The organism is Streptomyces sp. NPDC041784 (assembly GCF_055591025.1).
In genome coordinates this window covers 171,250-197,038 of the sequence record NZ_JBVJAB010000006.1, presented here as the reverse complement: position 1 = coordinate 197,038, position 25,789 = coordinate 171,250, and the positions used below count along the sequence as shown (strand labels likewise).

Annotated in this window: 22 protein-coding genes, 1 tRNA gene and 1 pseudogene; 14 read left to right on the top strand and 10 right to left on the bottom strand. The window is 70.1% G+C overall.

Going from position 1 to position 25,789, the window contains the following annotated elements:
* Positions 1-24: 24 nt before the first annotated feature.
* From ACZ6D7_RS15325 to ACZ6D7_RS15310, 4 genes are all read left to right on the top strand, one after another.
* Entirely contained in the window at positions 25-453 is a 429-nt protein-coding gene (locus tag ACZ6D7_RS15325; protein ID WP_469490060.1) for an ATP-binding protein, read from the top strand.
* Positions 447-821, top strand: coding sequence for a hypothetical protein (locus ACZ6D7_RS15320; RefSeq protein ID WP_469490054.1), 375 nt, complete (start codon positions 447-449; stop codon positions 819-821). Before ACZ6D7_RS15325 ends, ACZ6D7_RS15320 begins: the two co-directional genes overlap by 7 nt.
* Before the next feature lie 138 nt (positions 822-959).
* Positions 960-1,595: a hypothetical protein gene (locus ACZ6D7_RS15315; RefSeq protein ID WP_469490051.1), complete on the top strand. Its 636-nt coding sequence runs from the start codon at positions 960-962 to the stop codon at positions 1,593-1,595.
* A complete protein-coding gene (locus ACZ6D7_RS15310) occupies positions 1,592-2,077 on the top strand; it encodes a hypothetical protein (RefSeq protein ID WP_469490046.1) in 486 nt (161 codons plus the stop codon). Before ACZ6D7_RS15315 ends, ACZ6D7_RS15310 begins: the two co-directional genes overlap by 4 nt.
* 352 nt (positions 2,078-2,429) lie before the next feature.
* Here the strand turns inward: ACZ6D7_RS15310 and ACZ6D7_RS15305 are convergent, their stop codons facing one another.
* Positions 2,430-3,032 carry a hypothetical protein gene (locus tag ACZ6D7_RS15305; protein WP_469490043.1) on the bottom strand — a complete coding sequence of 201 codons (603 nt, stop codon included), beginning with the start codon at positions 3,030-3,032 and terminating at the stop codon, positions 2,430-2,432.
* 627 nt (positions 3,033-3,659) lie between these two features.
* Positions 3,660-4,130, bottom strand: a pseudogene (locus ACZ6D7_RS15300) (tyrosine-type recombinase/integrase); the annotation flags it as partial.
* A gap of 57 nt (positions 4,131-4,187) precedes the next feature.
* Here ACZ6D7_RS15300 and ACZ6D7_RS15295 point away from each other — a divergent pair.
* The 3 genes from ACZ6D7_RS15295 to ACZ6D7_RS15285 all read left to right on the top strand — a co-directional run bounded on the left by ACZ6D7_RS15295 (position 4,188) and on the right by ACZ6D7_RS15285 (position 6,308).
* Positions 4,188-4,922, top strand: coding sequence for a GntR family transcriptional regulator (locus ACZ6D7_RS15295; RefSeq protein WP_469490037.1), 735 nt, complete (start codon positions 4,188-4,190; stop codon positions 4,920-4,922).
* Between the two features lie 611 nt (positions 4,923-5,533).
* On the top strand, positions 5,534-5,824 hold the full coding sequence (locus ACZ6D7_RS15290) for a hypothetical protein (RefSeq protein WP_469490034.1): 291 nt from the start codon (positions 5,534-5,536) through the stop codon (positions 5,822-5,824).
* A 130-nt stretch (positions 5,825-5,954) separates the two neighbouring features.
* Positions 5,955-6,308: a VOC family protein gene (locus tag ACZ6D7_RS15285; RefSeq protein WP_469490761.1), complete on the top strand. Its 354-nt coding sequence runs from the start codon at positions 5,955-5,957 to the stop codon at positions 6,306-6,308.
* Positions 6,309-6,379: 71 nt separating this feature from the next.
* Here ACZ6D7_RS15285 and ACZ6D7_RS15280 read toward each other — a convergent pair whose 3' ends face one another.
* Positions 6,380-8,878 (bottom strand): SIR2 family protein, encoded by a 2,499-nt coding sequence (locus ACZ6D7_RS15280; RefSeq protein WP_469490027.1) that lies wholly within the window; start codon positions 8,876-8,878, stop codon positions 6,380-6,382.
* Positions 8,879-9,058: 180 nt separating this feature from the next.
* On the opposite strand from ACZ6D7_RS15280, the gene ACZ6D7_RS15275 reads away from it, so the two are divergent.
* Positions 9,059-10,108, top strand: a complete 1,050-nt coding sequence (locus ACZ6D7_RS15275; RefSeq protein ID WP_469490023.1) for a macro domain-containing protein — start codon at positions 9,059-9,061, stop codon at positions 10,106-10,108.
* Between the two features lie 202 nt (positions 10,109-10,310).
* Here the strand turns inward: ACZ6D7_RS15275 and ACZ6D7_RS15270 are convergent, their stop codons facing one another.
* A complete protein-coding gene (locus ACZ6D7_RS15270) occupies positions 10,311-14,534 on the bottom strand; it encodes an NACHT and WD repeat domain-containing protein (protein WP_469490019.1) in 4,224 nt (1,407 codons plus the stop codon).
* Positions 14,535-14,995: 461 nt separating this feature from the next.
* On the opposite strand from ACZ6D7_RS15270, the gene ACZ6D7_RS15265 reads away from it, so the two are divergent.
* Positions 14,996-15,577, top strand: coding sequence for a hypothetical protein (locus ACZ6D7_RS15265; RefSeq protein ID WP_469490016.1), 582 nt, complete (start codon positions 14,996-14,998; stop codon positions 15,575-15,577).
* An 81-nt stretch (positions 15,578-15,658) separates the two neighbouring features.
* Here ACZ6D7_RS15265 and ACZ6D7_RS15260 read toward each other — a convergent pair whose 3' ends face one another.
* From ACZ6D7_RS15260 to ACZ6D7_RS15250, 3 genes are all read right to left on the bottom strand, one after another.
* On the bottom strand, positions 15,659-16,456 hold the full coding sequence (locus tag ACZ6D7_RS15260; RefSeq protein WP_469490013.1) for a glycosyltransferase family 2 protein: 798 nt from the start codon (positions 16,454-16,456) through the stop codon (positions 15,659-15,661).
* A gap of 7 nt (positions 16,457-16,463) precedes the next feature.
* A complete protein-coding gene (locus ACZ6D7_RS15255; RefSeq protein WP_469490010.1) occupies positions 16,464-17,252 on the bottom strand; it encodes a GntR family transcriptional regulator in 789 nt (262 codons plus the stop codon).
* A gap of 269 nt (positions 17,253-17,521) precedes the next feature.
* Positions 17,522-17,899, bottom strand: a complete 378-nt coding sequence (locus ACZ6D7_RS15250) for a DUF6344 domain-containing protein (RefSeq protein ID WP_469490007.1) — start codon at positions 17,897-17,899, stop codon at positions 17,522-17,524.
* A gap of 347 nt (positions 17,900-18,246) precedes the next feature.
* On the opposite strand from ACZ6D7_RS15250, the gene ACZ6D7_RS15245 reads away from it, so the two are divergent.
* Both ACZ6D7_RS15245 and ACZ6D7_RS15240 read left to right on the top strand, forming a co-directional pair.
* Positions 18,247-18,375, top strand: a complete 129-nt coding sequence (locus ACZ6D7_RS15245) for a DLW-39 family protein (RefSeq protein ID WP_003999697.1) — start codon at positions 18,247-18,249, stop codon at positions 18,373-18,375.
* A 337-nt stretch (positions 18,376-18,712) separates the two neighbouring features.
* Positions 18,713-20,116 carry a hypothetical protein gene (locus ACZ6D7_RS15240; RefSeq protein ID WP_469490004.1) on the top strand — a complete coding sequence of 468 codons (1,404 nt, stop codon included), beginning with the start codon at positions 18,713-18,715 and terminating at the stop codon, positions 20,114-20,116.
* Here ACZ6D7_RS15240 and ACZ6D7_RS15235 read toward each other — a convergent pair.
* Positions 20,080-21,615 (bottom strand): serine/threonine-protein kinase, encoded by a 1,536-nt coding sequence (locus ACZ6D7_RS15235; RefSeq protein WP_469490001.1) that lies wholly within the window; start codon positions 21,613-21,615, stop codon positions 20,080-20,082. The two genes, ACZ6D7_RS15240 and ACZ6D7_RS15235, sit on opposite strands and share 37 nt — an antisense overlap.
* 449 nt (positions 21,616-22,064) lie before the next feature.
* Positions 22,065-22,613, bottom strand: a complete 549-nt coding sequence (locus ACZ6D7_RS15230; RefSeq protein ID WP_469489998.1) for a helix-turn-helix domain-containing protein — start codon at positions 22,611-22,613, stop codon at positions 22,065-22,067.
* Positions 22,614-22,795: 182 nt separating this feature from the next.
* Here ACZ6D7_RS15230 and ACZ6D7_RS15225 point away from each other — a divergent pair.
* Positions 22,796-22,868: transfer RNA gene (locus tag ACZ6D7_RS15225), tRNA-Ala, on the top strand.
* A gap of 70 nt (positions 22,869-22,938) precedes the next feature.
* On the opposite strand, the gene ACZ6D7_RS15220 is transcribed toward ACZ6D7_RS15225, so the two are convergent.
* Positions 22,939-23,667: a DUF5324 family protein gene (locus ACZ6D7_RS15220; protein WP_469489996.1), complete on the bottom strand. Its 729-nt coding sequence runs from the start codon at positions 23,665-23,667 to the stop codon at positions 22,939-22,941.
* A gap of 408 nt (positions 23,668-24,075) precedes the next feature.
* Here ACZ6D7_RS15220 and ACZ6D7_RS15215 point away from each other — a divergent pair, with 408 nt between their 5' ends.
* Positions 24,076-24,609, top strand: coding sequence for a peptidylprolyl isomerase (locus ACZ6D7_RS15215; RefSeq protein ID WP_469489992.1), 534 nt, complete (start codon positions 24,076-24,078; stop codon positions 24,607-24,609).
* Between the two features lie 181 nt (positions 24,610-24,790).
* Complete coding sequence (locus ACZ6D7_RS15210) at positions 24,791-25,681, top strand: rhomboid family intramembrane serine protease (RefSeq protein WP_469489988.1); 891 nt, start codon at positions 24,791-24,793, stop codon at positions 25,679-25,681.
* Positions 25,682-25,789 lie beyond the last annotated feature (108 nt).

Below are 25,789 nucleotides of genomic sequence, written 5' to 3'. Positions count from 1 at the left end.
GCCTACCAGCATGAAGGAACTTGTATGCACGAGTATACGAGTACTGCCCGGGTCTGGGGACTGTCTTGCCCAGGTTTCCCGGAAGAGGTGAGCCGGGCCCGCCGCTGGACCCGCGACATCCTGCGCGGCTCCCCTTTTGCCGAAGACGCCGCCCTGATCGTGAGCGAGCTGAGCGCGAACGCGATCCTCCACACCGCCAGCGGCCGGGACCAGGGCAGCTTTCACCTGGCCGTCGCGGTGTCCGCCCAGGTGGTTGCCGTATCGGTGACGGACGACGGAGGCACAGGCACGGCCCCGAAGATCGAGCACCAGGACCAGGACGCCGAACACGGCCGCGGACTCGACATGGTCAGCACACTCGCCCACCGCGTCGCCGTCCACCAGAGCCAGGCCGGCCACACGGTCACCGCGGAGCTCTTCACCGACGTACACCAAGGAGAGCACCCATGCTGAGGGCAATGATCGAGCCCGGCTTCTGGTGCGAGTGCTGGACGCAGGACGCGGCTGGTCAGCAGGCGTCAGCTCTGGTGGGGTCCTACGACGCGTACTCGGTGATTGAGGCGAACAACTGGGTGGCGACGGTCCTTCGCACGATCTCACCAGCACTCGACATGGCTGCATCACAGGAGGCTTGGCAGCGGCTCCACGACCACCGCATTGACACGAGGCGGGCTCTGTTGCGTCGGGAGCCTTGGGCGGCGTCCGTCGAGCATGCCAGCCTGCGCATCACATGGACAGTCCGACCGGCGCTCTTCCTGCCCATCGCACACCGTCAAGGTATTCAACTTCCAGCCTGCAGAAACGACTTCAAGCCACGCTGAAGGCAATCCCGCCAGCACCTCTGAATGCTTCCTCAAATGCTCCTCAGACAAACGGCGCTTGGCTTGTCGCGTGCATGCCCTGCAGGTAGCTTTCAGATGCTTGATCGCCACGGGGGCGGTCCACCGGAAAGGTGTCACGTGGGCATCGGTACAAGGCGCGCCTCGACCAGCGCCGCCACTGCCGCGATCCTCCTCTGCTTTGCAACGGCGGGCACTGCTGCCGCAGAGGAGGTGCCGGCCGACGATACGGCGACGTCCGCCGATCAGACGACCGACATCAACGACAGGCAGGATTGGGAGGACGATACCGAGCAGCCGATCCTGGAAAAGGAGCCGTATCGGTGCGATGGCCCGTCGACCTGGTATAACATCACGTCGAAAAAGAAGTACTTCATTCCGTCGTGGTGGAACGGAACTTCGTTCAAGGACGGGCCGGGTGGCACCATGGCCGTGTCCGTAACCAGGGGCGGCTCGCTGGCCCTCGAAATTGCGGGATCAATCGAGTGGTCGTCGAACGCGATCATCGCCAAGGCGAAAGCCCAGGTGAGCGCCAAGGTCACCGGAACTGTATCGATCACCACTGGACACAACTACACTCACGAGATTAGCAGGAACAAGTACGGCCACCTGCAATACGGCGACTGGGGGTGGAAAGTGACATGGAAGAAGTACCGGTCCAGCGGTACCGGGTGCAGCGGCGTCGAGATCGGCCGTGGCACAGCGACACTGCCCACCACCGAGACCGGATGGAAGTACTGGGAGACCAAGTCATGACCTCTCTGGGCTCCCGTGTCCGGATCGCCGGATGCGCCACGGCGGCATCAGCGATCCTGCTCGTTTCGTGCACGCCCGGCGGCGAGAAGGACCAGGCGGCCAGCACTGCACGTGCGACGCCGAGCATCTCCCGGAGCGGGACTGCGCCCTCCGAAAAACAGCTCGCCCAACAGGCTCAGGAAGCCTTGGCCGCCGTCCACAGTGGGACGTTGGTCGAGGCAGGTTCCGAGCGCGTGACCGACGGCATCCACACCGAGCCCACCCTGAAGAAGGGGCGCACCTACAGACTCAGCCTGGTGTGCTTCGGCAGCGGGAGTGCCCAGTTGGCATTCAGTCCGAAAAGGGCCGGCGCCGAGAGCGAGCTGTCGTGCGATCAGTCGGTGATCCAGCAACGGATCACGCCGGACGGACCGATTCGACTCGACGTCGATGGCACGGCCGAGTCGACAGGCGTGCTCGCCTGGCAGATCGACGCCATCTGATCCAGCCCAGCCAACCCGCCAGTGCCCTCCAGCCCACTCTGGGGGGACTGCTGTACGTGTGCTGGCCGGCCAGCCGAAGTTGAGGGCAGCGGTAAGTGGCCGTGCGGCCAACTGAGTTACAACTTTCTCTACTGGTTCAAGTGCGGCTCGCTCCGCTCCCCGCGCGCGGCCCGGCCCCCGGCCGGGCCTGCGCTCCTGCCTGCGTCCCGCTCCAGCCCGGCCGGTGCCCGTGCCGCGCACACAGGAGTCAGCCGTCTGATGCCTCAGAAGAGGTGTTCCGCAGATGTTTCCTTTCAAGCGAAGAACGGCGGGGCGACCGATGAGCCGCCCCGCCGTTTCCAAGTCCAGCGCGTCAGACCGCCGGCAGGACCTTCCAGAAGGTGACGTTCGTGTTGCCGCGGTTGGAGTAGGCGTTGGTGTCCACGTCGTAGCGGGCGCCGGTGGCGGAGCTGGTCTCGTTGGTCTCCAGGAAACCGCCGCGGTTGGCGTAGGTGTTCCAGAGCTGGACGGTGTCGTTGAGGCGGACGAGGCCGTCCTGGGGTGAGCTGTTGACGTCGAAGATCTGCCAGCGGCTGCTGTTGCCGTCGCGGTCCTTGCCCCAGGCGGTGGAGACGTCGTAGATGCCGCCGGAGTTCTTCTGGGTGGAGCTGGCGCCGCCGTTGACGTCGAGGTAGCCGCCGTCGTTCTGGTAGAGGTTGCGCAGGTAGATGATGTCCCCGCTCTTCACCGGCGAACCTGCGGCCTGGCAGGAGCCAGAGACGATCTCCCACGTTCCGGAGAGCCCGTCGCGGTTGGAGACGGTCGCGGTGGACACCTGATACTTGGCGCCACCGCCGCTCGCTCCGCCGTTGACGTCGAGGTAGCCGCCGTCGCCGCCGTAGAGGCCCGCCGGACCGAGGTGCACGATGGGTGGACCGGCCGGGATGGCGACAGCAAAGAGCAATCGAGCGAGCACGTAAAGTGACGAGAGTGGGGATCGGTCAAATTCCTCCAGCGCGTTTCGGCAACATATTCCCGGAGAACTACCGGTGCGGCGTCGGGTTGGGCGCAGCAGGCGACTCGCACACCTCAACCGCCCCGCAACCCGTGCCCGAAACACCCGCCGCGAGTATCGCCCTGGAAGGTGAGCTCCCGGCCCATGCGTTGACACACGCGGCACGGCTTGCCCCGACCGACGATCAAGACATGGCAGCGTGGCTGAGGCCGGTGGGGGTGCGGCGAGGCACACGCGTGCGTGGTCGGTCGGCGCGCCCACCGTCGTGGCTGACTGTCGTCGGCTGAGGTCCAGACGGGCCCCGGATCCGCCTGCAGGGATAATTGTGCTGAGCCTGAGAGGTCGCATGGCGAACCTGTCAAGACCACCCCAGGCAGCTGACACCACCGCCTGACACCAACAGCCCCGGACGGCAGCGATCAACACCGAACCCCGGCGAACCCTCAGCCGAGCACCACGGCCAGTTGACCAAGGTCGCCGACCCCCTGTGACCGACCTGATAAGGATGAGGCCACAGGTTCAAATCCTGTTAGCCCCACATGCGAAAAGACCCCCGGTCCACTAGGACCGGGGGTCTTTTGACACCCCTGCCTGAGCGACCTTGGGATGCATCTTCAGGAAGGCCAGGAGGGTGCCGCAGGTGTGGCGGGCCAGCCGCACGGTGATGCGGCGGACGTCGGCCCGCCTCACGAGGCGATCGAAGGTCCGGGAGAAGCCGGTGGGGTCGATCATGCCGCCGTGCTCCGCGGAGAAGATCAGGTCGTGTCCGTCCTGCTGGGCCCAGTGGGCACCGGCGATCTTCTGTTCCAGCTCCTGGAGCTCCCGCCGCTCCTCGAGGACGCGGGCGCAGAACTCGGGCAGCGGAAGCACCGCCTGTGACGACTCGGTCTTGAGGTCCTTGAGGACCAGGTCCACGCCCTTCTCCCGCTGCACCTGCTTGACCGGGGTGAACCGGCCGGCCTCGAAGTCGATGTCCTGCCAGCGCAGGCCCAGGACCTCACTGCGGCGCAGGCCGAGGACGAGCACCAGGACACAGGCCGGGTAGAGGCGGTGCGCGCGGAAGGGGGTGGGGGGTAGGCTGACCACCCTAGGGAGCATCGACGAGTGGACAGAGACATGCCCGAGACTGCGCGGCAGATCGCCGACGATCTCCGGGCGCGTATCGAGTCCGGAGAGCTGGTGCCGGGCGATCGGTTGCCCGGTGAACCCTCGCTGGTGAAGACGTACGGCGTCGCCAAGATGACCGCCAACCAGGCACTCAAGATCCTCGTGAGCGAGGGCCTGGTGGTCGCGCGACCCGGATCCGGAACCTACGTACGGGAGTTCAGGCCGATCCGCAGGGTGGCCAACGACCGTCTCTCCAAGTCCCGCCGCGAGGCCGGTCAGTCGATCTGGTCTGCCGACGTGGCCCAGCGCCCTCTGATCACCGACGTCCAGGTCTACGAGGCCGAAGCTCCGCGCCAGATCGGGCGGTTGCTGAACCTCGAACCCGGGGCGGCCGTCATCGTGCGAAGCCGTAAGTTCGTCGTCGAGGACCGCCCGGTGCAGATCGCGACGTCGTACCTCCCCGCGGATCTGGTCCGGGACACGGCGATCGCCCAGCCGAACACAGGCCCGGGAGGCAGCGACGCCCGCCTGGCCGAGCTGGGAGCGGAACCGGTCGCGTTCTCCGAGGAACTGCGTGCCCGCATGCCCAGCGAGGAAGAGCGCACTGCCCTGAGCCTCGCGGCCGGCACACCGATCCTGGAGATCTGCCGCACCGCCTTCACCGAGGACGAGCGTCCCGTGGAGGTCGACCAGATGCTCTTGGACGCCGGTTCGTACGTCCTGGAGTACCGCCTGAGCAGCTGAGCCGTTACAGGAATCTCTACCTCATCAAGCTCCAGCTGCGCTCCGCTCCGCCGGGCGAATAGGGCCGCCCGTCCCCTACGCCGTCGACCCAGGCAGAGCCGAGCAGACGCGGCCCCTGGCGTCCAGGTCGTTCGTACAGTGGCGCGCTCCACCTGGACGCCAGGAACCACGCCCGCTCCACGGTGTGGGGAAGACATCTGTCCACGAGCTTGCGGCGGGCCACTGCCTTTCATGACCGTGTCAGCTCTTGAGGGACCCCTTGCCCCGCTCCTTCGCGTCCCGCATCATGCCCCGTGCTTCGAGTGCGGCGCCCTTCGCTTCGAGGGTTCCTTTGTGTGCTGCGTGGGCCGCCTTCCGCACGGTCTTTCCGACGAATTTCTCGGCCTTTGCCTTGGCTCTTTCTCCGGCGCTCATCTCGGTACCTCCGCGGAATCTCACTGGCCGTGTGCCCTTGAGGCGGGGGGCAAAACCACCCTGCGGGATGCGCCGATCGTGGACGGACGAGGTCCCGCGGTCTGGCGGATTACGAGTGGCGCCACTACCGCGTCCTCGTCACCAACGACGGCGGCACCACCACTACAACCCGCTGTGGCTCGACGCCAACGCCACCAATGAGCTCTGGCTCGGGATCCCCGACGGCATCGCCCCCCTCCTACGCCCCCGACCTGACCCTGGGCTCCTGCGCGAGCGGCATCCAGGCGACCGCCACCGACAGCACGCCGGCCCCGATCCGCGACTTCACCGGCTTTGAAATCGAGCGCAGCGAGGCGGGGACGAACACCTGGTCGGTCGTCCTGCACCAGGCGTACAACCCGCGCGTCGCCCCCGCCACGGCCACCGTCTGCGACCCGCTGCCGGGCGACGGGCGCACCTATGAGTACCGGGCCCGTAGCCACTTATGAGTACCGGGCCCGTAGCTCTGACGCGGCGGGGAATTACTCGCCGTACAGCGAGATCCGTGCCGTGACCGTGCCGGTCGGCTGACGGTCTCGGGGACCCGCCCGAGGATCGCCCGAGGCTCACCTGAGCGACCTGGGGTGGGAATGGGAACAGGTAATCGTTCACTCGGTGGATCCGGTGGCCCTCGGGCAGTGGTGGGCCACGGCTCTTGGCTGGGTTGTGATCCACTCCTCTGATGTGGAGTTCGAGATCCGCTCGGCGCCGGATCGCCTGCCAGGGTTGGACTTCGTCCGGATCGACGAGAGCAAGCAGGCCAGGAGCCGGCTCCATCTCGACTTCAGGCCTGATGACCAGGACGCCGAGGTGGCTCGCCTCGAGACTCATGGCGCGAAGCGTGTCGACATCGGCCAGGGTGACCAGCCGTGGGTCGTCATGGCAGACCCCGAAGGCAACGAGTTCTGTGTCCTCAGCCAACGGCGTCAGTGAGAACCGGGTTCCGCGGCGTCGTAGACCTTGGCCCGGCCGGCGTTGAGCCGGGCCAAGGAGGAGGAGGGGCTCTAGCGGGAGTCGTCGGGCTTGATCTTGAGGGACGCCCATCTCTGGGAAAGAGCCTCTGCGCGCCGAGCCGACTCCAGGTTCTCCTCGCCGGAAAGCGACAGCCGAAGAACGGCGTACTCGCGCTCCCAGTCGCCCATCACTTCGTGCAGATTCTCGGCCGACGTCGGTAGCGTCCCCCCTTCTGTCAGGGTTTCACTCAACGCTTTCATCAACGCCAAGGTCGCGTTGAGATAGGCGAACGCTGTCACGCGATTGAGTCGGTCACGACGGATCGCCGTTTCGAACTGATCCCGGCCGCGCTGATAGAAGTCCCACCATTTCGGATCGCCCGCCTCCGCGAGATCTTCCGCTCTGTTCACCAGAATCGTGCCGTGCGTGGTCCTCGTGTACACGTCGTCGTACAGGGTGACGGCTCGGCCGGCGAAGGAATCCGCCCTTTCCCACCGCCGCTGCCTCTTGGCGTAGATCGCGCGCTGCTCCCAGAAGCGGCCGTTCCAGTCGCCGAAGATGGGATGGAGATTGGAGAAGAACTCCGACTCAAGTTCCACTTTCGGGAAATTGTTCTGCAACTGGTTGACCGTCATCAGGTAGCCGGTCAGTCGCGCACCTCGGTTGCGCTCGCGGAGGCTCGCTCGGGTGACGAGAGGGGAAAGATTCTGCACCATGGCGAGGAACTGCTTGAAGGCGACCCGGTCGGAGATCTCCGCGATGACCGCATCCACCGCGTTCCCGCGCTGGCGAGCCAGGAGGACGTCGCCGGTCTGCTCCACCAGTGCGCTGAGGTGCCCGTCCTTCTTGAGCGCCTCGGTGATGTCGCTGCTCTTCCTTCCGACAGCGATGGATGCTTCCAGAAGTCCTACCTGGAGCGCTTCCTGTGCCGACAGGGCAAGGAGCAGAATGAGGTTCTTCTTCCATGTTCCGTCGAGATCCTTGATCTCCGCCTGTATCCTCTTGCGGAAGCCTGTGGCGTACTCCACGTCCACGAGGGCAGAGAAAATGTCCCGCCCCTTCAGCTGTCTCACTCTCTCCTGGTGGGTGGATCCTTCCAGGGCGCCGAGGCGGCCGAACTTCTCCAGATGCCTGACGATCTGCTGGGCCTCCTTGTGGCCCAGGCTGTTCGGGACCCTCGTCACCGACCGTGAATAACTCCCGGTGAGGCGACCCTCCATCCGAAGGTGATTCCGAGGGTCCTCGGTGACGGCCACGTAGATGCGCACGTTGTTGTTCTGCGACACCTCGTTGAGCAGTTCGTCGACGTCGTTGGCGAAATCCGCACCCGAGTCCATGAGGAGCACGGTCGGCCTGCCGTCGAGACAGGACTTGATCACCAGATCCACGTCGAATCGGGATGACCCGTCGAAGATGAACACATCCACGTGATTTCGGATGAAATCGCGTGCGGACAGCAGGAGACCACTGGACGCGCCGGAAAGCCTTCGGCCGTAGATGATGTGGAGTCGCGACCCCGCGGTTTCATCCGCCAGCCACTGGGTGAAGTCGTTGCGTACTACCTTCATCCATTCCAGCTCGGCTACGTTGCCGTCCAGTACGTCCTTCCAGACCGGAGTATCTCCGCCGAGATAGTCATGGGCGCGGGGATACGGCGCTGATCTGTTGGTCTGCAGCCGGGAGAACTGGGGAATGGACAGCATCTGGGCGTCCTCGAGCTCCATCAGGGTGGACTCGTTGAGCCCGAGGTCCTCCTCCCAAGCGCCAAGGAATTCCTCACCTGTCATACGGAGGATGCGATAGCCGCTCTCCTCGAGTTCCCAGGCGTTGTCGTCCGGAATTCCGGGATCGACAATGATCGAAGGTGCGGCCGCGCAGGGCGGCGATCCCAGCAGTGCCGCCTCCACGTCGGGATCCCCGAGAATGCTCGCTCCGATGATGACGAACGGCTTGGTGCTGAGACTTCCATCGAGCACCTGCTTCCAGACCCGCTTCTCGCTCGCCAGCTGCTGGTACTCGGAGAGCGAGAAGATGAGATTCTTCGGGCCTGATCCGATCACGTGCCCATGGAGATGCACGACCTCGAGACCACCGGTCTCCGAGAACGGGTCGTCGAAATTCACGGTGCGCAGCCGCCGACGGGTGCTGTGCTTCGCCTCTTCGAACGCTTTCTCGAAGGCGTCGTCGACATTGAGTGTCCACACGCGATTCCACGGCATGAGGGCAAGCCGCTGGAACCATCCATCGTGTTCCGCATCCGAGAACACGGACTTCAGAAACCGCCAGACCTTTTCGGGTGAGCTGACCCTGACCGCTCTTTGATAGGCGCGGTGCAGTGAGATGGAGTCGGTGATACGGGCGCCCTTGAACTCTTGTCCGAGGAGGGGGATCAGGCCTCTGGCATCCGGCAGCGGTCCCCTGTTGTTCCTGGCGCCTCTGCTTGCACCCGCACCCAACAGCAGGTTGTATTCGCCGCCCCTTGCCGCATTCCGTGCGGACTTGAGATCTTTGGCGTTGAGACCCAGCTTGGAAGTCGTCGTAGTCGTCACGCCATCATCTCCCGTTGTCCCGAGTCGCGTTCGCGTTCCGCAATCCGCTTCAGCCACCTGACGCCCTGTCGGCAGTTTAGCCAGCAAGGGCTTCCGGAGTGTCCGGCTTCTGTGGTTCGCTCGACACTTCTTGACCGAGTGTCACGGGAAGCCGCCACGTACCGAAGGAGCTGTTCAAGGGTGAGTCCGCTGGACCTGGCCGTCACGGCGGTCCTCGCCGTCTCCGGCATCGCGCTGCAGATCTGGTCGTCGATGCCACGTCGGGCCGAGCGGCAGTACGCCCTCCAACTGCCCGTGATTCTGCTCTACTCCCTCGCGGCGGCGCTGTTCCTCTTCTCCGCCTTCCCCGACTCGCTGACCGAGGGCAGGGCGCTGGGGTTCGGGCTGGGCGGTGCCGCCGGCTTCGCCGCGTTCTTCATGACGGCCTCGTTCACCTGGCTCGCCAGGACGCGTCGACGGGACGAACTGGCAGGGCAGTTGAAGAAGGCGGAGCGCGAGAACGCCGCGTTGCGCCGGCAGCTGCTCGACGAGCGCCCGGCGGACGGCGCTCCGCGCGCGCTCACTCGGAGCACCCGGTACGAAGTGCCCTTGCGCGGCGGCCGGCGGCACCGGGTGGGAATGATCACGGGGAACCTGGTCAACGTCCTGGGGACGGATGTGTGGGTCAATCCCGAGAACACCCGGATGGAGATGTCGCGCGTCGACGAGCCCACCATTTCCGCGGTCATCCGCTATCACGGCGGGCGCAGGGACGACGCCGGCCAGCTGATCGAGGACGTCATCGCCGGAGAACTGGCGGAGCGCATGGCCTCCCGGTCGCATGTGTCGGCAGGTCAGGTGCTGGTGACCGGTCCAGGAGAACTCGGGGAGAGCCACCAGGTCCGCCGGATTCTCCACGTTGCCGCCGTGGAGGGGGAGCCGGGCTCAGGGTTCCGCCAGGTCATCGATCTGGAACGGTGTGTCCGCAACATTCTTGGCGAGGTCGACCGGCTGGGTGCCGCGGGTGAACCCCTGCGTTCGGTGGTACTGCCACTGCTCGGAACCGGGGGCGGTAACAGCGACCTGCCCAAGACCGTGGAGAGATTGCTGGCGGCGGTCGTGGGCTACTTCGGTTCCCACCCGGCATCCCGTATACGCGTCGTCTACCTGCTGGCCTACACAGATGTACAGGCCTCCCTCTGCAGGGCGGCCCTGGACGGGGAACCGGATCTCGCGACGCAGGACAGGTGACCCGAGCCGGCCGCGTGCCCGAGCCTGCCGTGTGCCCGAGGCGCCGAGGTCCGGCGACAGGTTCAGGCCGGACGAGGGCATGAAAAGGCCCGGTCGCTGGCGACGGGGGATGCACCAGCGACCGGGCTATGGCCAAGGCTAACAAGGGTGCTTGATCAGCGGGAGGCGACTGGTCGGGACGAATGGGTGGTTGTGATCGGGATCACTCTTCCTGGGCCTCGTCGCACGGAGGATCGTACGAGAGGCGCGGGAGGTACTCGTGCCACTTCTGGGGGGTCAGGACGCCTCGGGTGGTGGAGCAGATGCGGTCGATGGCCTGGTCGACGTCCAGGTTCCACAGGCGGACCGTGTCGGCGCCGCTGGAGACGCCGAGCATGCGGCTGTTGGGGCTGAAGGACAGGAAGTTGCCGGTCTTGGCGTTGGGGCTCATCGACTGGCCGATGGGGGAGGCGTCGGAGGGCGTGGTGACGTTCCACAGCCGGACGGTGTTGTCGTTGCCGCCGCTGGCCAGGGTGTGCCCGTCCTGACTGAACGTCAGTGACACGACCGCCTCGGTGTGGCCGGTGAGCCGGGAGCCCAGCCGGGTCGCGTGGGCCGGGTCGGTGATGTCCCACAGGCGGACCGTGTCGTCGTCGCTGCCGCTGGCCAGGGTGGTGCCGTCGGGGCTGTGGGCGAGGGAGTTGACCGGGCCGAGGTGGCCGGTGAGCGGGGCGCCCCGTCCGGTCGCGTGGGCCGGGTCGGTGACGTTCCACAGCCGGATCGTGCCGTCCGCGCTGCCGCTGACCAGGGTGTGGCCGTCGGGTGTGAACAGCAGCGAGTGGACGAAGCCCTTGTGGCCGGTGAGGGGCGCCCCGAGCGGGACCACACGGCCTGGGTCGGTGATGTCCCACAGGCGGATGGTGCGGTCGTCGTACGCCGTGGCGAGGGTGCGGCCGTCCGGGCTGTAGGCCAGTGCCTCGGGGCCCATGAAGCGGGTCTTGAGGGTGAGGGGCGGGCCGGAGGAGACCGGGCGGGTGGGGTCGGTGACGTCCCACAGGTACACCGCCCGGCTCGCCGTCAGGACCGCGAGGGTACGGCCGTCGGGGGAGAAGACGAGGGAGCGGTCGCCGCCGTCGGCCGGCATGAACGGTTCGGCGAGCGCGAGGGGGCGGTCGGGCGTCTCCACGTTCCAGAGCCGGATCCGGCCGTCGCGCGCGGCCGTGGCCAGCAGCTTGCCGTCGGGGCGGAACGCGCCGCTGCGGCCGATCATGTCCGACGTCGGGATCGACCAGAGGCGCACCTTGTTGTCCCCGCTGCCGGTGGCGAGCGTACGGCCGTCGGGGCTGAACCCCAGGGCGTACATCTCGCCGCTGCTGCCCGCGAGGGGCTCGCCGACCTGCGAGGGGTACACCGGGTCGCTGACGTTCCACAGGCTCGCGGTGCTGTCCGCGCTGGCGGCGGCGAGCATCGAGCCGTTCGGGCTGAAGGCCACCGACCAGACGGGGCCGGTGTGGCCGGTGAGGGTCGAGCCCAGCCGGGTCGCGTGGGCAGGGTCGGTCACTTTCCACAGCCGGATGGTGTCGTCCGCGCTGCCGCTGGCCAGGGTGCGGCCGTCCGGGCTGAAGGCCACGGAGTGCACGGTGCCCTCATGGCCTGTGAGCGGGGTGCCGAGCGGCTTCGGGTGGTGCGGGTCGGCCGTGTTCCACAGCCGGACCGCGTTGTCGTCGCCGCCGGCCGCCAGGGTCCGCCCGTCGGGGCTGAACGCCAGGGAGCGCACGGCGGCGCTGCGGCCGGTGAGGGTGCCGAGGCCCGCCGGGCGGGCCGGGTCGGTCACGTCCCACAGCCGGACCGTGCCGTCCTCGTTGGCGGTGGCCAGGGTGCGGCCGTCCGGGGCGAAGGCGAGCAGGTAGATCGTGCCGTCGCGGCCGGTGAGCGGCTTGCCCAGGGCCTTGGGCCGGGCGGAGTCGGACAGGTCCCACAGCCGTACGGTGCCGTCGTCGCCGGCGCTGGCGAGCGTGCGGCCGTCGGGGCTGAAGACCGCGCTGCTCACCCAGCTGGTGTGCCCGGTGAGCGGCTTGCCGAGCGGCTCGGGCCGGGACGGGTCGGTCACGTCCCACAGGCGGACCGTGCGGTCGTAGCTGGCGGTCGCCAGGAGCTTGCCGTTCGGGCTGAACGAGGTGAGGTAGACGGCGCCGGTGTGGCCGAGCAGCGGGGTGGCCAGGGGCGCGTTGACGATGGATATCAGCCGGTTGCCGGCGCCCTCGTCGCCGGGCCGCAGCCGGTGGGCGACCAGGTCGAGCTGGGCGGAGAGCGACGGGTCCGTGTACTGGACGCGGTCGGCCTCGGCGACCACCTGTTCGAACACGGCGTCGTTGCGCTGCTGCCAGGCGACCACCGCCGCGCCGACCGCCAGCACCGCCAGGACGACCAGCGCCGACACCGCGGCCCGGCCGATCCACACCGTGCGCCGGCGCAGTCGTACCGAGGCGGCCAGGAAGTCCATCGCGGAGCGGGTCAGGAAGGTGTCGCCGGCGGACTTCGCCCAGGTGCGGGCCTGTTCCAGCCGGGAGCCCCGGTAGAGCAGCGAGGAGTCACGGTTCGAGCCCTCCCAGGACCGGCCGTCCTCCTCCAGCCGCTGGCGCAGCAGATGGTCGCTGCGGTCCTCGTCTATCCACTCGCGCAGCCGGGGCCAGGCGGTCAGCAGCGCCTCGTGGGTGATCTCCACGGACTCCGAGTCCAGGGTGACCAGCCGGGCGCGGACCAGCGCCTCCAGCGATTCCTCCGTTTTGCCGGGGTCCGTGGACTCCGCCGCGAGCTGGCGGCGCGTGCCCCGCCGCCGGGTGGCCTGGGTGTCCTCGCCGAGCCGGACCAGCCTCAGCAGCAGCAGCCGCGCGGCGGTGCGGGCCGCCGGGTCCAGGCCGGACCAGGCCCGCTCGGCGGTCGCGGCCACCGCGCCCTGGATGCCGCCCGCCGCGCGGTAGCCGGCCAGGGTCAGCCGGCCCGCCTTGCGGCGCTGCCAGGTGGCGAGCAGGGCGTGCGAGAGGAGCGGGAGCACGCCCGCGTCGTGCGCTCCGCGCGGGCCGTCGGCGCTGACCTCGCGGACGATCAGCTCGGCCAGGCCCGGTTCCAGCTCCAGCCCGACGGCCTTGGCGGGGCCGGTGACCGCCTCGCGCAGCTCGGTTCCGGTCAGCGGCCCGAGGACCATGTGGCGGTGCTGGAGGGCGTCGGCGAGTTCCGGGTAGCCGAGGCACTGCTCGTAGAAGTCGGCGCGGATGCCGAGGACGACCAGCACGGGGGCGAGGCCGCCCGGACCGGCCGGGGTGCAGGCGGCGTGCAGGACCTGGATGAGGGTGCGCCGGTCCGTCTCGTCGGCGCAGAGGGTGAACGTCTCCTCGAACTGGTCCACGAGGACGACCGGAGGGGCGCCGTTCTCGGGGTCCTCGCGGAGCGCCCAGGCCGAGACGGCGTCCCGGACGGCGCGCGCGAACCGGGGAGTGCCGGGATCCGGAGCATCGGGTTCCGGAGCGTCGGGCTTCGGAGTGTCAGGCTTCGGAGTGTCAGATGTCGGAGTGTCAGGTTCCGCCTCTGGGCTGCCGGGCTCCTCGGGGACGGCCGCGGCGGGGCTCGCCGGACCGAGGGGGGCCCGAGGGGCTTCCGCCCGGTCATGCCGGTCATGCCGGTCAGACCTGTCAGGCCGGTCGAGCGGGTCACGCCGTGGTGTGCCCAGCAGCGGGGCCAGTTCCGGGATCCGCGCGGCCAGTTCGGCCAGGGGGTCCGCGCCCGGGACGAGCTGGAGGACATGCCGTCCCGGGCAGTCCTCGTCGCCGAGCCCGCCCTTCTGGAGGGCGGGCACCAGTCCGGCGCTCAGCAGCGACGACTTGCCGGCCCCCGACGCGCCCACCAGCATGACCAGGCCGCCCGTCCCGTCCGCCGCGCGGAGCTGCGCGACCAGGGCCTCGGTGCTGCGCTCCCGGCCGAAGAACCAGCGGGCGTCCTGCTGCCGGTAGGAGGCCAGGCCACGGTAGGGGCAGACGCCGCCGGGGACGGCCGAGTCCCCCTCCGCGGGCGGTTCCTTCTCCGGCTCCGCGGCGGTGGGGCCGTCGCCGACCGGGCCGGCCAGCGCGCGCTCCCACAGCCGCTGCCACTGGGCCAGGTCGTAGAGCCCGGGGGAGACCGGGGCCGGTCGCGCGCGGCGCGCCTCGGGGATCAGTACGTAGAGGACGGCGGCGAGTGCGGCGAACTGGGCCGGTACGTTCCGGGCCCGTCGCCAGTCGCTGATCCGCTGGGCGGAGACCCGCACCGGGCGCCCGCGCTCGTCCACCCGCTGGAGCCGGACGACGGCCTCGGAGACCCGCTTGAGCGGCGGGTTGCCGGCCTCCTTGTACAGCAGCGCGAGACGTTCCGCGAAGGCCGTGCGTGCCCCTGAGTCGAAACTCAAGGTCTCCACCCCTTACTTCCCCCGCACCTGGAATCCGGACCGGAAAACCCACCTTATATGGCTGACCTGCGGCTTAGGCCTTGACCGGACACCGGAACCCTCCTCCTGAGGGGCCTCAGCTGGCAGGATTCCGACCTGTAACCCAACGCCACCCGCACCGTTCGGCAGCGGTCCGCACGAGGGGAGGGACCGGTTCCGAACGGTGTGGCGTGTGCGGGTTCCCGTACGGCGCTCCGCTCCGATTTCGGCTGAAACGGCACCCCTGCGCCCCCGGCACCGTCCGGCGTCGGAACCGGTACCCAAGCCTCGACGGCCTCACGCCTTCACGCCTTCACGCCTTCACCTCTCCATGCCTTCACGCCTCCATGCCTCCACCGGCCGGCCGGAGGGCCGGTCTGCCCCTGGATAGCTGACGATCCGTCAGATATGGTCGCCCTGCCGCCGTACCCGTTCGGAATGGGGTGAGCGCCATGGAGACCAGCCAGACCAATCAGACCGGCGAGACCAGCCAGACCGGCGAGACCAATCAGACCGGCGAGACCAATCAGACCGGCGAGACCGGACAGACCCGTCCCCGGAGTCCGCAGCCGCCGGGGCCTCCCCGCTGGGCCGCGATGTTCTACGACCCCGCCTCGACGTCCTGGCTCCTGGGCGCCGAATCACCCGACCGCGGGCCCGTGCTGTACGCCATCGGCGAGATGGCCCAGGTCGGGCGGGCGCGCGGCGACGAGGTGGCGGTCGCGCTGTGGGGCCCGCGGGAAGGCACCTGGCACCACTTCGACGCGCCCGCGCCCGCGCCGGAGCCCGCCGCGACGACCGGCATCGGGCCCGGGGCGGATCCGGCCGCCCAGTCCTCCCCCGCCCCCGGCAAGCTCGCCGAGCGCATGGAGGACCGCCGCCACCAGGTCCTCATGGCGGGCCTCAGCAAGGCGGGCCTCTACGACCTGGCCCCGGACGACGTGACGGCTGTCCGGGCCCTGGTCGACCGTGTCGACGAGACCACCCTGCGCAGGCTCGCGCACTGGCTGGCCGTAGCCGGTTCCGGGCACTGACGGGCGACTCGGAGGTGCGTGGGGCGGCCGAGTGCTGCCCGTCCCAGGCCATCCGCGTGACGTGACCGGCGGCCGGTCGCGTCAGCCCGGGGCGCCGGGTGTGGCTGGGGTGGTGGGCGCGGCCGGGGTCGCCGGGTGGTGCCAGCCGAAGGACGTGAGGGCGCGGGCCCTGGCCTCCACGACCGCCATGCGGGCCCGCCGTTCGGCCGGGTCGGTGTGGGCGGCCTGGCCAGTCGCCTGCCCCTCCCACTTCCGGTAGAGCAGCCCGACCTCCGCCGAGAACCAGCCGCGGCTCACCGTGTCGAGCGCGATCAGCAGCCCGGTGTCCTCGGAGGCCGGCAGCGCCATCCAGCCGCCGAGGGCCGCCAGCAGCTCCCGCCGGACGCAGAGCGACGCGGGGTGCACCGGGGAGCGGAAGTCGTTGGCCCGCCAGTACGCCAGGACGTCCCCGCGCTCCAGCGGTCCCTCGGCCGGGTCGCCGGGGAAGCCGACCGTGGTGCCGTCCGGCAGCAGGTCCAGAACCCGGCAGGCCGCCCAGCCGATGTCCGGGTTGCCCTCCAGGGCGGCCAGGTCACGGGCGAGCGCGCCGGGCGTGAGCCGGTCGTCGGCGTCCAGGACCTTCACGTACTCGCCTTCGGCGTGCGCGAGCGCCAGGGTGCGGGCGACACCGGGACCGCCGGGACGGCCCTGACGGAAGGTCACCCGGGCGTCGTCGGGGACGTACGGGCGGACGTCGTCCGTCGTGCCGTCCTCCTGGATCACCCAGTGCCACTCCCAGCCGCCGGGCAGCTCCTGCGCGCACAGCGAGCCGTACGCCTCGGGCAGGTAGGGGGCGGAGGGGGCGTGGACGGCGGTGACGACGACGATGCGCCGGCTCACTGCGGACTCACCACCTTTCCAGTCGGGTGGTGAACAGCAGCTCCGTGCGGTCGCCGGGAAGCGTGACGGTGGCGACGTTCACCACGCGGTCGTCGATGTCGTACGAGGTCTTGCGGAGCAGGATCACCGGGGTCCCCGGCGGAAGGTCCAGCTCCTCGGCCTCCTCGGGGGTCGGCGGGCGGGCGGTGAACCGTTCCTCGACGCGGTCCACCTCGATGCCGACGGTGTGCAGCTGGGCCTGGGTGCCGCCCGGCCAGGGCTCGTGAGACGCGTCCAGCAGCGCCGGGTTGGCGGCGACCATCGCGCGGACGAGATAGGAGGTGACCAGGCCGAAGGGCGCGCACTCGGCCACGCACCGGGTCCGGTAGGAGCGCTCCAGCAGCACGGTTCCCGGCGGGACGCCGAACGCCTCCGCGAGCTGCCCGCACGCCTCGATCTCGCGGTACGCCGCGTGGAAGACCAGGTCGCGGGAGTCCAGCCCGGTGTCGTACTCCGTCGCGCCGCTCCCGGCCCGCTCCGCGCGCGGCGTCCGCGCCCGGTCCTTCTCCCACTGGTGGCGGCCGTTGTCCCGCAGGGTGGGGGTACGGCGGTGCCGTACGACGGCGCCATGCCCGTCCCGCCGCTCGATCAGCCCCTCCTCGTCCAGCGCGCGCAGTGCGTCCCGCACCACGGGCACCCCGAGCCGGTAGGAGGCCGCCAGCTCCGTCTCCGACGGCAACGGCTCCCCGGGCCCGCGCTCCCCCGCGCGGATGGACCGCCGCAGATCCTCCGCGAGCACTTCGTAGGCCTTGGGCACGGCCTCAGCGTACGACCGCGCACCACGCGACGCCCGGCCGGACCGACGGATGCGGGGCGGACGCACGAAGGACGTGCGGCGGCTGTGCGACGGACGCACGGCGGCCGCACGGCGAAGGCCCGGTTGCCCCTGGGGGGAGCTGCCGGGCCTGCATCGTGCGGCTGTACGCAAGATCGCCGTTACATCATGTCCGTCGGGTCTGGATCGTTGAAGTCTGGTCTGTGTCTGGTCTGTGTGGACAACGGGGCCGTGCCCGGAGGTTCAGAGGTTCAGAGGTTCAGGGGTCTGGCGGGGTCGTCCTGCTCGGCGGCGTCCTCGGCGGTTTCGGGGGTGCAGGACTCCGACTCCGTGTCCGTGAGGGGGCGGGGGCGGCAGCTCGGGGACTTGCCGTGGGCCTCGGCGCGGATGCGCTGCTTCATCGTGGGGGGCAGGGAGCGGGCGTGGGGCCGGTCCCAGGGAGCCGCCGCCGGCCAGCCGGGCATGTGCGCGGCGGCGGTGCCGACCGCGGCACCGCCACTGGTGGTGCTCTCGCCGTCGGTCTGCGTCGGTCCGGTCTGCGCGGCCGCGGTCGTGGCCGTCGCAGTGACGAGTCCGAGCGCCGCGAACAGCGCGAGGAAGGCGGTGACGATGGTCGTCCACAGTTTCATGACCCTATTCCCGGTCATGGGCCCCTCACTTTCAGGTTGGGCGATTTGCGTACTTTCCTCATGATGTGTATGAGGGTCGCGAAGTGGTGGACCGACGCTCGTGGCGTGGCGTTGTTCCGATGAACACCACCCGGATGGGTGCACAGTGGAAGAAAAGCCGGAAATCAGGCTCAAGTGACCGTCCGTGGGGGTGTGATCACCCTCAGATCGGAGCGGTGTCGTCCGCTTGTACTGCGGCCTCGAAGGCGGCAGTTGGGAGGAGGGCGCAGGTCACCGATCGATATCGGTCGGTGTGTATAGTCGGGCGCCAGAGGTCCCCTTACGTCAAGGAAAGACGAGGTCGCGCGGTGAAGAAGCTTCTCCTGGTCGCACTGGCCGCCATCGGCGGGCTCCTCGTGTACCGCCAGATCCAGGCGGATCGCGCCGAGCAGGATCTGTGGACGGAGGCGACCGACTCCGTGCCCACGGGTTCGTGAGTACCGACACCAAAAACTGAAACCGGACCCCGGCCGCCTTCGCGGTCGGGGTTTTGTGTTGTCCGGGTGACTTCCGGAAGGGGTCCGGACGGGTCCGGCTGATGTCCCGATGGGGTTTCGGTGGGGCTTCGGTGGGGCTTCGGTGGGGTTCTGGACGGTGTCCGGACCCGGGTCGCCCGGGTGGCCGTGCCCGGGGCGCGTATGTCTCGGGTTGCGCGCGCGGCGGCCCGCGGTTAAGAGGGGGCGTTTCGGACGCTCGCACGGAATGCGCGGGTGCGGGACGGGGCGGCGGGGCAGGATGGCCCACGTTCGGTCGAGGACGAGGGGGCGGGTTCGCATGGCCCGGCGAGGAGCGGCGGCACGGATCGCCCGCACGGCGGTCGTCCGGGGTGCCGTCGCGGTCGTGGTGGTCGGCACGTCGATGGTGGCGCTGCCCGGTCCCGTGGCCGTGGCCGCGCCGGACGTCCCGGCGTACGCCTTCGCCGACGACGTCCGCGACGCCCCGGCGGCCGACGACACCGGCGACGCGGTGCGCCTGGAGCCGGGCGCGACCTACCGCAGCTCACTCCCGGGCGGCGCCGCGGGGGACGGGCAGGGCGAGGAGGACGACGGCAAGGTCTACTACCGGCTCGAACTCGACTCCACCTCCACCACCTACGTCTCCGTCACCGCGATCCCCCGCCCCGACGCCGCGCTCGCCGCCGGCGACGGCATCGGAGTCGCCGTGCAGAACGCCGACGGCGCGACCTGCTCCTCCGACTCCGTGACCGTCGGCGCCGCGCAGAGCCCGCAGCCGATCACCGCCTGGGCCGCGCGCGAGATCCGGCCGGGCATGGGTCTGTGCCAGGAGCCGGGCACGTACTACGTCGTCGTCGAGCCCCTGAGCACCGGCGCGGGCACCTCCGGCGAGAACCCCTGGGAGCTGGAACTCGCGCCCGTCTCCGAGCCGCCCCTGGCGAAGTCCGCCGCGACGAGCGTGCCCCAGACGTGGAACTCCGCCACCCCCGCGCCGCCGGTCGGCGAACCGCTGTCCGTGCGCGGCGGCGCGGGCTTCACCGAGGCCGCCGCCGTGGAGCAGGGTGTCTGGGACGACGAGATCGTCCCCGGCCAGACCCTCTTCTACCGGGTCCCCCTCGACTGGGGCCGCCAGCTGTACGCCTCCGTCGAGGTGGGCAGCGGGCAGAAGAGCTCCGGGTTCGTGGTCGACGCGCTGGAGCTCACGCTCCACAATCCGGTGCGCGCCAGGGTCGAGGAGGCGGGCGTCGGCTACGGCGGCACCCAGAAGTCGGCCACCCTGGCCCCCGCCCCGCCCGTGCGTTACGTCAACCGGTACTCCCCCACCAACCCCACCAAGAGCCTGCGCTTCGCCGGCTCCTACTACCTCGTCGTCCATCTCGCCCCCCAGGTGGCCGAGGCCTTCGGGGACGGCCCCTACGGGCTGACGCTGCGCGTCCGGCTCGGCGGGAGCGCGCAGTCCGGGCCCGGATACGCGGGGCGGTCCGCGCCGCGCGGCATCTTCGGGGAGGACACGGGCGGCGCCGGGACGCCCGGGGCCGGGGGAGACGGCCGTACGGGCGAGGTGCGGGCGGCGGCGGGCGGGGACACCGCCATGCGGGCCGTCGCCGCGGCCGGTCTCGGCGCCGGGACCGCGCTGCTGCTCGTCCTCGGCGGCTGGACCCTGACGGCCCGGCGCCGGGCCGCTGCTCAGATCCGCGCCAGCGCCCAGAACCCGACGGCGTAGCAGGCCAGCGCGAGCAGCAGCAGCGGCACCGCGACCCTGACCGGCGGCCCGGGCCGCGCGCGCCGCCGTACGGCCCGGTGGCCGCGCCGCGCCGGCCCGGCGGCCGTCGGCGCGGCGGAGGGCGGAGTACTGGTGGGCGGCGCGGTGATCGGCGCGTCCTGGGCGGTGTACGAGGCGGTGGAGGGGTTGGCGGGGTTGGCGGAGTGGCCGGTGGAGTGACCGCTCCGCTGTCCCTGTCCACGGGTGGGTCCACTGGCAGGTCCGCGGGTGGGCAGCACGAAGGTGGATTCGTGGGGCGGGGCCGCGAGGGCGGGCGCCGCCGGAGTCGGCCGCGGGGGCGGCAGCGGGAAGCTGCCGGTGTCCGACATGGACGGGGTGGTGCTCGCGGGCAGCGAATCCGTGCCCGGACGGTCCTGGTGGGGAGGGATGTTCGGGCGTTCCGGGACGGACCCCGTGGCCGGGTGGGCCGGGACGGGAGGCCGGTCCGGGCGGGCAGGCAGGGGTGTGGGTGGTGTGGTCGGAGCGGCGGGCAGGGGAGTGGACCCCGTGCCCGGGTGGGGCGGGTTCGTGGGCGGCCGGGCCGGTCCGACGGGCGGGGGTGCCGCGCCGCGCGCCGGTTTCAGCGGGCCCTCGGGGCCGAACCCCTTCGGCAGTGGCCCGATCTGGTCGAAGATCTCGATCAGCTCGTCGTCGGGACCGGGCTCCGGGAGTATTTCGACGGCCGAAGCCAGCGCCTTGCGCGCCCCCGTGGCCGTACGGAAACGGGCCTGCGGATCCGGCTGGAGCAGGGTCGCCACCACCTGCCACAGCGGCTCGGGGATGCCCTTGGGCGCGCCCGGGGTGCCGTGTTCGGCGAAGTACTGGATGAGCGCCTTGGCGTCCGGCTTCGCGCCCTCCAGGAGGTACAGCGCCACCAGGCCGACGGCGAACAGGTCGGCCGGGAAGTCGGGTTCGGCGCCCATCATCTGCTCGGGGGCGAGGTAACCGGGCGTCCCCACCACGAGGTTGGTCTCGGTCAGCCGCGGTTCGCCCAGCCGCATCGCGATGCCGAAGTCGGACAGCCGCAGCCGGGGGCGGGCGGTTCCGGTGGCTTCCAGGAGCAGGTTGGCGGGCTTGATGTCCCGGTGCACCACGCCCTCCGCGTGCACCGCGGCGAGCCCGGACAGCAACTGGTCGAGCAGGGTGCAGACGAACGCGGGCGGCAACGGGCCGTAGTCGCCGACGAGATGGACCAGGGAACCGCCGCCCACCAGGTCCATGGTGAACAGGACCTTGTCGTCGTCGGCGGCCCAGCTGGCGGGCGCCAGGACATGAGGATGGTCGATCCGCAGCGCCTGCTCGCGGACGAACCGCAGCAGGGTGTGGGCGTCGCTCTGCTGGAGCACCTTGGCGGCCACATAGCGGCGCCGGCGGTGGTCCCAGGCACGCCAGACCGCGCCGACTCCTCCACGCCCGATCGGGTCGGCCAGTTCGTACCGTCCGGCGAAGACCTCACCCATGGCAGTGCGTCGCCCCTCCCCTCCGGATTCCCCCCGCTACTCCCCTCGCTACCCCTCGACGAGCGATACGACCCCCGTGGCCCTCGTGGCGTGCGAGTCCCCTGTGCTCCTTGTGGCCCCCGTGGCCCCGCGGCCCCGCGGCCCCCGTAAAACCCGTAGTCCCCGTAGAACCTGAGGCCCCCGTAGCCCCTGTAGAACCCGAGCCCCCGTAGCCCCCGTAGAACCCGAGCCCCCGTAGAACCCTTGGCCCCCGCGCTGTGCGCGTCCCCCGTGTCGTCCGCGCCCCCGTGTCGTCCGCGTCCCCCGTACGGTGCGCGTCCCCCGTGACTGTGCGCATCCCCCGTGGCTGTGCGCGTCCCCCGTGTCGTCCGCGTCCCCCTGCGTTCCCCTGTTTCCCCCTGGCCCTCAACTCACCGGCTGCCGAACCCCCTTCGGCGACCGGGACGAGGTCAGGCCTGGTGGGACTGGTAGTGCGTGACCGCGTCCGACGTACGGCCGGCGCCGTACACCCGGAGGAACTCGGCCAGTTCGGGGTGGGTCGGGGCGAGCGTGTCGGCGGCGTCGATGATGTCGCCGGCGGCGGCCACCGAGCGCAGCAGCGACTGGATCTCGCGGACCACCCGCTTGACCGTGGGTGCCCCCGAACTGCTCGTCGTCGTGGTGGTGTTGCTGAGCACCGAGCCCCCCTGCGACCGCTTGATCTCGTCCATCCGCTCGGTCGCCTCGGCGGCGCTGACGCTGCCGTCCGCGACCTGTCCGGCCAAGTCCTGGAGCAGCTGCACCCGCTGCACCACGGCCGGGTTGCCGATCTTCGCCCGCTGACCGCTCATCAGCTGGGACAGCATCGGCGCGGACAGTCCCAGTACCCCCGCGAGACGAGCCTGGTTGAGACCAAGATCGTCGATGAGCTTACGGAAGAGCGCCCCCAGCGGCTCTCCGTACCAGTTCCGCTGAAGTTCCCGCGCTCTAGCGGTCGCTTCCTGCTGTGCGGCGTCCATTGCGTCTCCCCATCGCTTCCCCAGAACATCCACGGTTCGCTGTAGCGAACCACGTCGAGCATCTTACGGAGAGTGGTCATCCGCGGGGACCCCCAATCTTTTTGCGAGATACCCCCGGTGACCCGGTACTCTGGTCTGCGGCGCCCGCCGGTACCACCTTCCACCGGCCGGACGTCCCTTCCGGGGCCTTAGCTCAGTTGGTAGAGCGCTGTCTTTGCATGGCAGATGTCAGGGGTTCGACTCCCCTAGGCTCCACAGAGAAAAACGCCCTCCGAACTGCGGAAACGCAGATTCGGAGGGCGTTCTTCGTGGGGGCGGCAGGCGTTCAGCCGCGTTCGTCGTCGCGCTTGGCCGCTTCCTCCTCGGCCTGCTTCGCCTCCACCTCGGGGTCCAGCACCGAGGCGTCCGGGCTGCCGTCCACCGAGGCCAGACCGCCCGAGGCGGGCACCTCCGTGGCGGCCGGCGGCTCGACGAGCCAGTCGGGGTTGGCCTGCTTGTCCCACCACTTCCAGGCCGCGAAGGCACCACCGGCGACCACGCCGACCACGAGCAGTGCCCTGGCGAGCCTGCCCGCCTTCGCGCGCCGCCGGTGCCTGCGCACCAGCCTCTCGATCTCCTGTGGCGTCACCTGTCCGCGCAGCGCGGCCAGCGCGGCGACGCCCCGGGCGGCGGCCTCGTCCTTCACGGGTCCGGCCGCGGCGACCGCATGCTCGATCCTCGGCCGGGAGTACTCGGCGGCCTGGCGGGAGTACTCGGCGGCCTGCCGTGCGGCCAGCCGGGCGCGGGCGGCGGCCTCCTGGGCGGCCAGGTCGACCTTCGGCGGGACATGCGCCAGCGCCTGTTCGAGCCGGGGCGCGACATGGGCGTCGTACTGGACGCGGGCCTGTTCGGCGGCCAGCGACACCTTGGGCGCGAGTCGTACACGGGCCTCTTGCGCGTACAGCGCTGCCCTCTCCTTGGCCGTGTCGGCGTAGGGCGCCACCACTTCCGCGGCGTGCAGCACGCTGTCCTTCGCCGAGCCGGTCGCGGCGCGCACGCTGTCGATGCGGGTCACGGGTTCCTCCTCCTCGGTGGCGTACGGTATTTCGACTTTCCACCCTTTTACGGATCATGCCTGCCGTGAGCCGTCCCGGCATGCAGGGACGGGCATACGGGTGCCGATCCCTGTGATAACGGGTGAATACGGGGCAACTGAGGGGTAACAGGGAGCTTGTCGTCGACACAGCCGACAATGCCACGGATCGGCGCCGCCCGCTCCCGTCCGGGGCGACCCGGCACGCTTTTCCGCGCCGGACCGGAGGCGCCGGGTCCCCCTGACGGAACGCGGTCGGCGGATCGGGGCACGGGTCGGCGGATCGGGGCGCGGTTGGGCGGATGGGGGCGGGGGCGGGCGGATCGGGCACCGTACGTTTCCGGCCGTGCGAGGATCGATGGGATCACAGGAAGACATCGGAGGCACACCGTGGCCGAGCAGCTCTACGCCACCCTGAAGACCAGCCGAGGCGACATCGAGATCCGGCTCTTTCCGGACCACGCACCGAAGACGGTCCGCAACTTCGTCGAGCTGGCCACCGGGGGCCGGGAGTGGGTCCACCCCGCCACCGGTGAGCGGTCCCGCGGCCATCTCTACGACGGCACGTTCTTCCACCGGGTGATCAGCGGATTCATGATCCAGGGCGGTGACCCGCTGGGCAACGGCACCGGCGGTCCCGGCTACCAGTTCGAGGACGAGTTCCACCCGGACCTGCGTTTCGACCGGCCGTACCTGCTGGCCATGGCCAACGCCGGCCCGGCCACCAACGGCTCGCAGTTCTTCATCACCGTCTCCCCGACGGCCTGGCTGAACCGCAAGCACACCATCTTCGGCGAGGTCACCGACGCGGCCGGCCAGAAGGTCGTGGACGACATCGCCGGCGCCCGGATCAACCCGCGCACCGAGCGCCCGCTCGACGACGTGGTCATCGAATCGGTGGTCGTGGAGTCCCGCGAGCGCTGACCCCGACGGCCCCGGGCGGGCGGGCGCCGCGCCGAAAACGCCCATCAGGTTCCATCGGCCACCATCGCTCACCATCGGCCACCATCGGGAACCCTTGGGAACCAAATGTCCCGCCCGTCCGTATGGAGGAGCGAGGCGGTCGCGTCGCCCGCCCCACCGTCCACCTGAACTGGGGGAGCCCATGGACCAGGCGCCAGGCAGCCGGCAGGACGACGCGCACAGCGGCCTGCCCGTCTGCTACCGGCACCCCGACCGGGAGACCGGCGTCCGCTGCACGCGGTGCGAGCGCCCGATCTGCCCGGAGTGCATGGTCAGCGCCTCGGTCGGCTTCCAGTGCCCCGAGTGCGTCCGCGGCGGCTCGGGCACGGGTCCGGCCCCGTCGGCGTCCCGGCCGCGGACGATCGCCGGGGGCGTGGTCGCGGCCGACCCCCGGCTGCTCACCAAGATCCTGATCGGGATCAACCTCGCGGTGTTCATCGCGGTGCAGGTGCGTTCCTCGCTGCTGGACTCCCTGGTCCTGGTCGGCCAGTGGCCGCCCTTCCCCTTCACGCCCACCGAGGGCGTGGCGGAGGGCGAGTGGTACCGCATGCTCACCTCGGTCTTCACCCACGAGGCCGTGTGGCACCTCGCCTTCAACATGCTGAGCCTCTGGTGGCTGGGCGGACCGCTGGAGCAGGCCCTCGGCCGGGTCCGCTATCTGACGCTGTACCTGGTCTCCGGCCTGGCCGGCAGTGCCCTGAGCTATCTGGTGGCCGCCCCGGGCACCGCCACCCTCGGCGCCTCCGGCGCCATCTTCGGCCTCTTCGGGGCCACGGCCGTCCTGATGCGCCGGCTGCGCCAGGACATGCGGCCGATCATCGCCCTGCTGGTGATCAACCTGATCATCACCTTCGGGATGAGCGGCATCTCGTGGCAGGCCCATATCGGCGGCCTGGTCGCCGGTGTCGTGATGGGGTACGGCATGGTCCACGCCCCGCGTGAGCGCCGGGCCCTGGTGCAGTTCGGGACCTGTGCGCTGGTGTTCGTGGTGGTGGTCGTGGCGACCCTCCTGAGGACCGTCCAGCTCACCTGAGCGCCCTGTTGTCCACAGTGGGTGGCGAATCTTGTGCACAACGTGCGGGAACAACTGTGCCCCCTGTCATCGGCCAGCATTTGCGCTGGTCAGACAGGGGGCGAACGA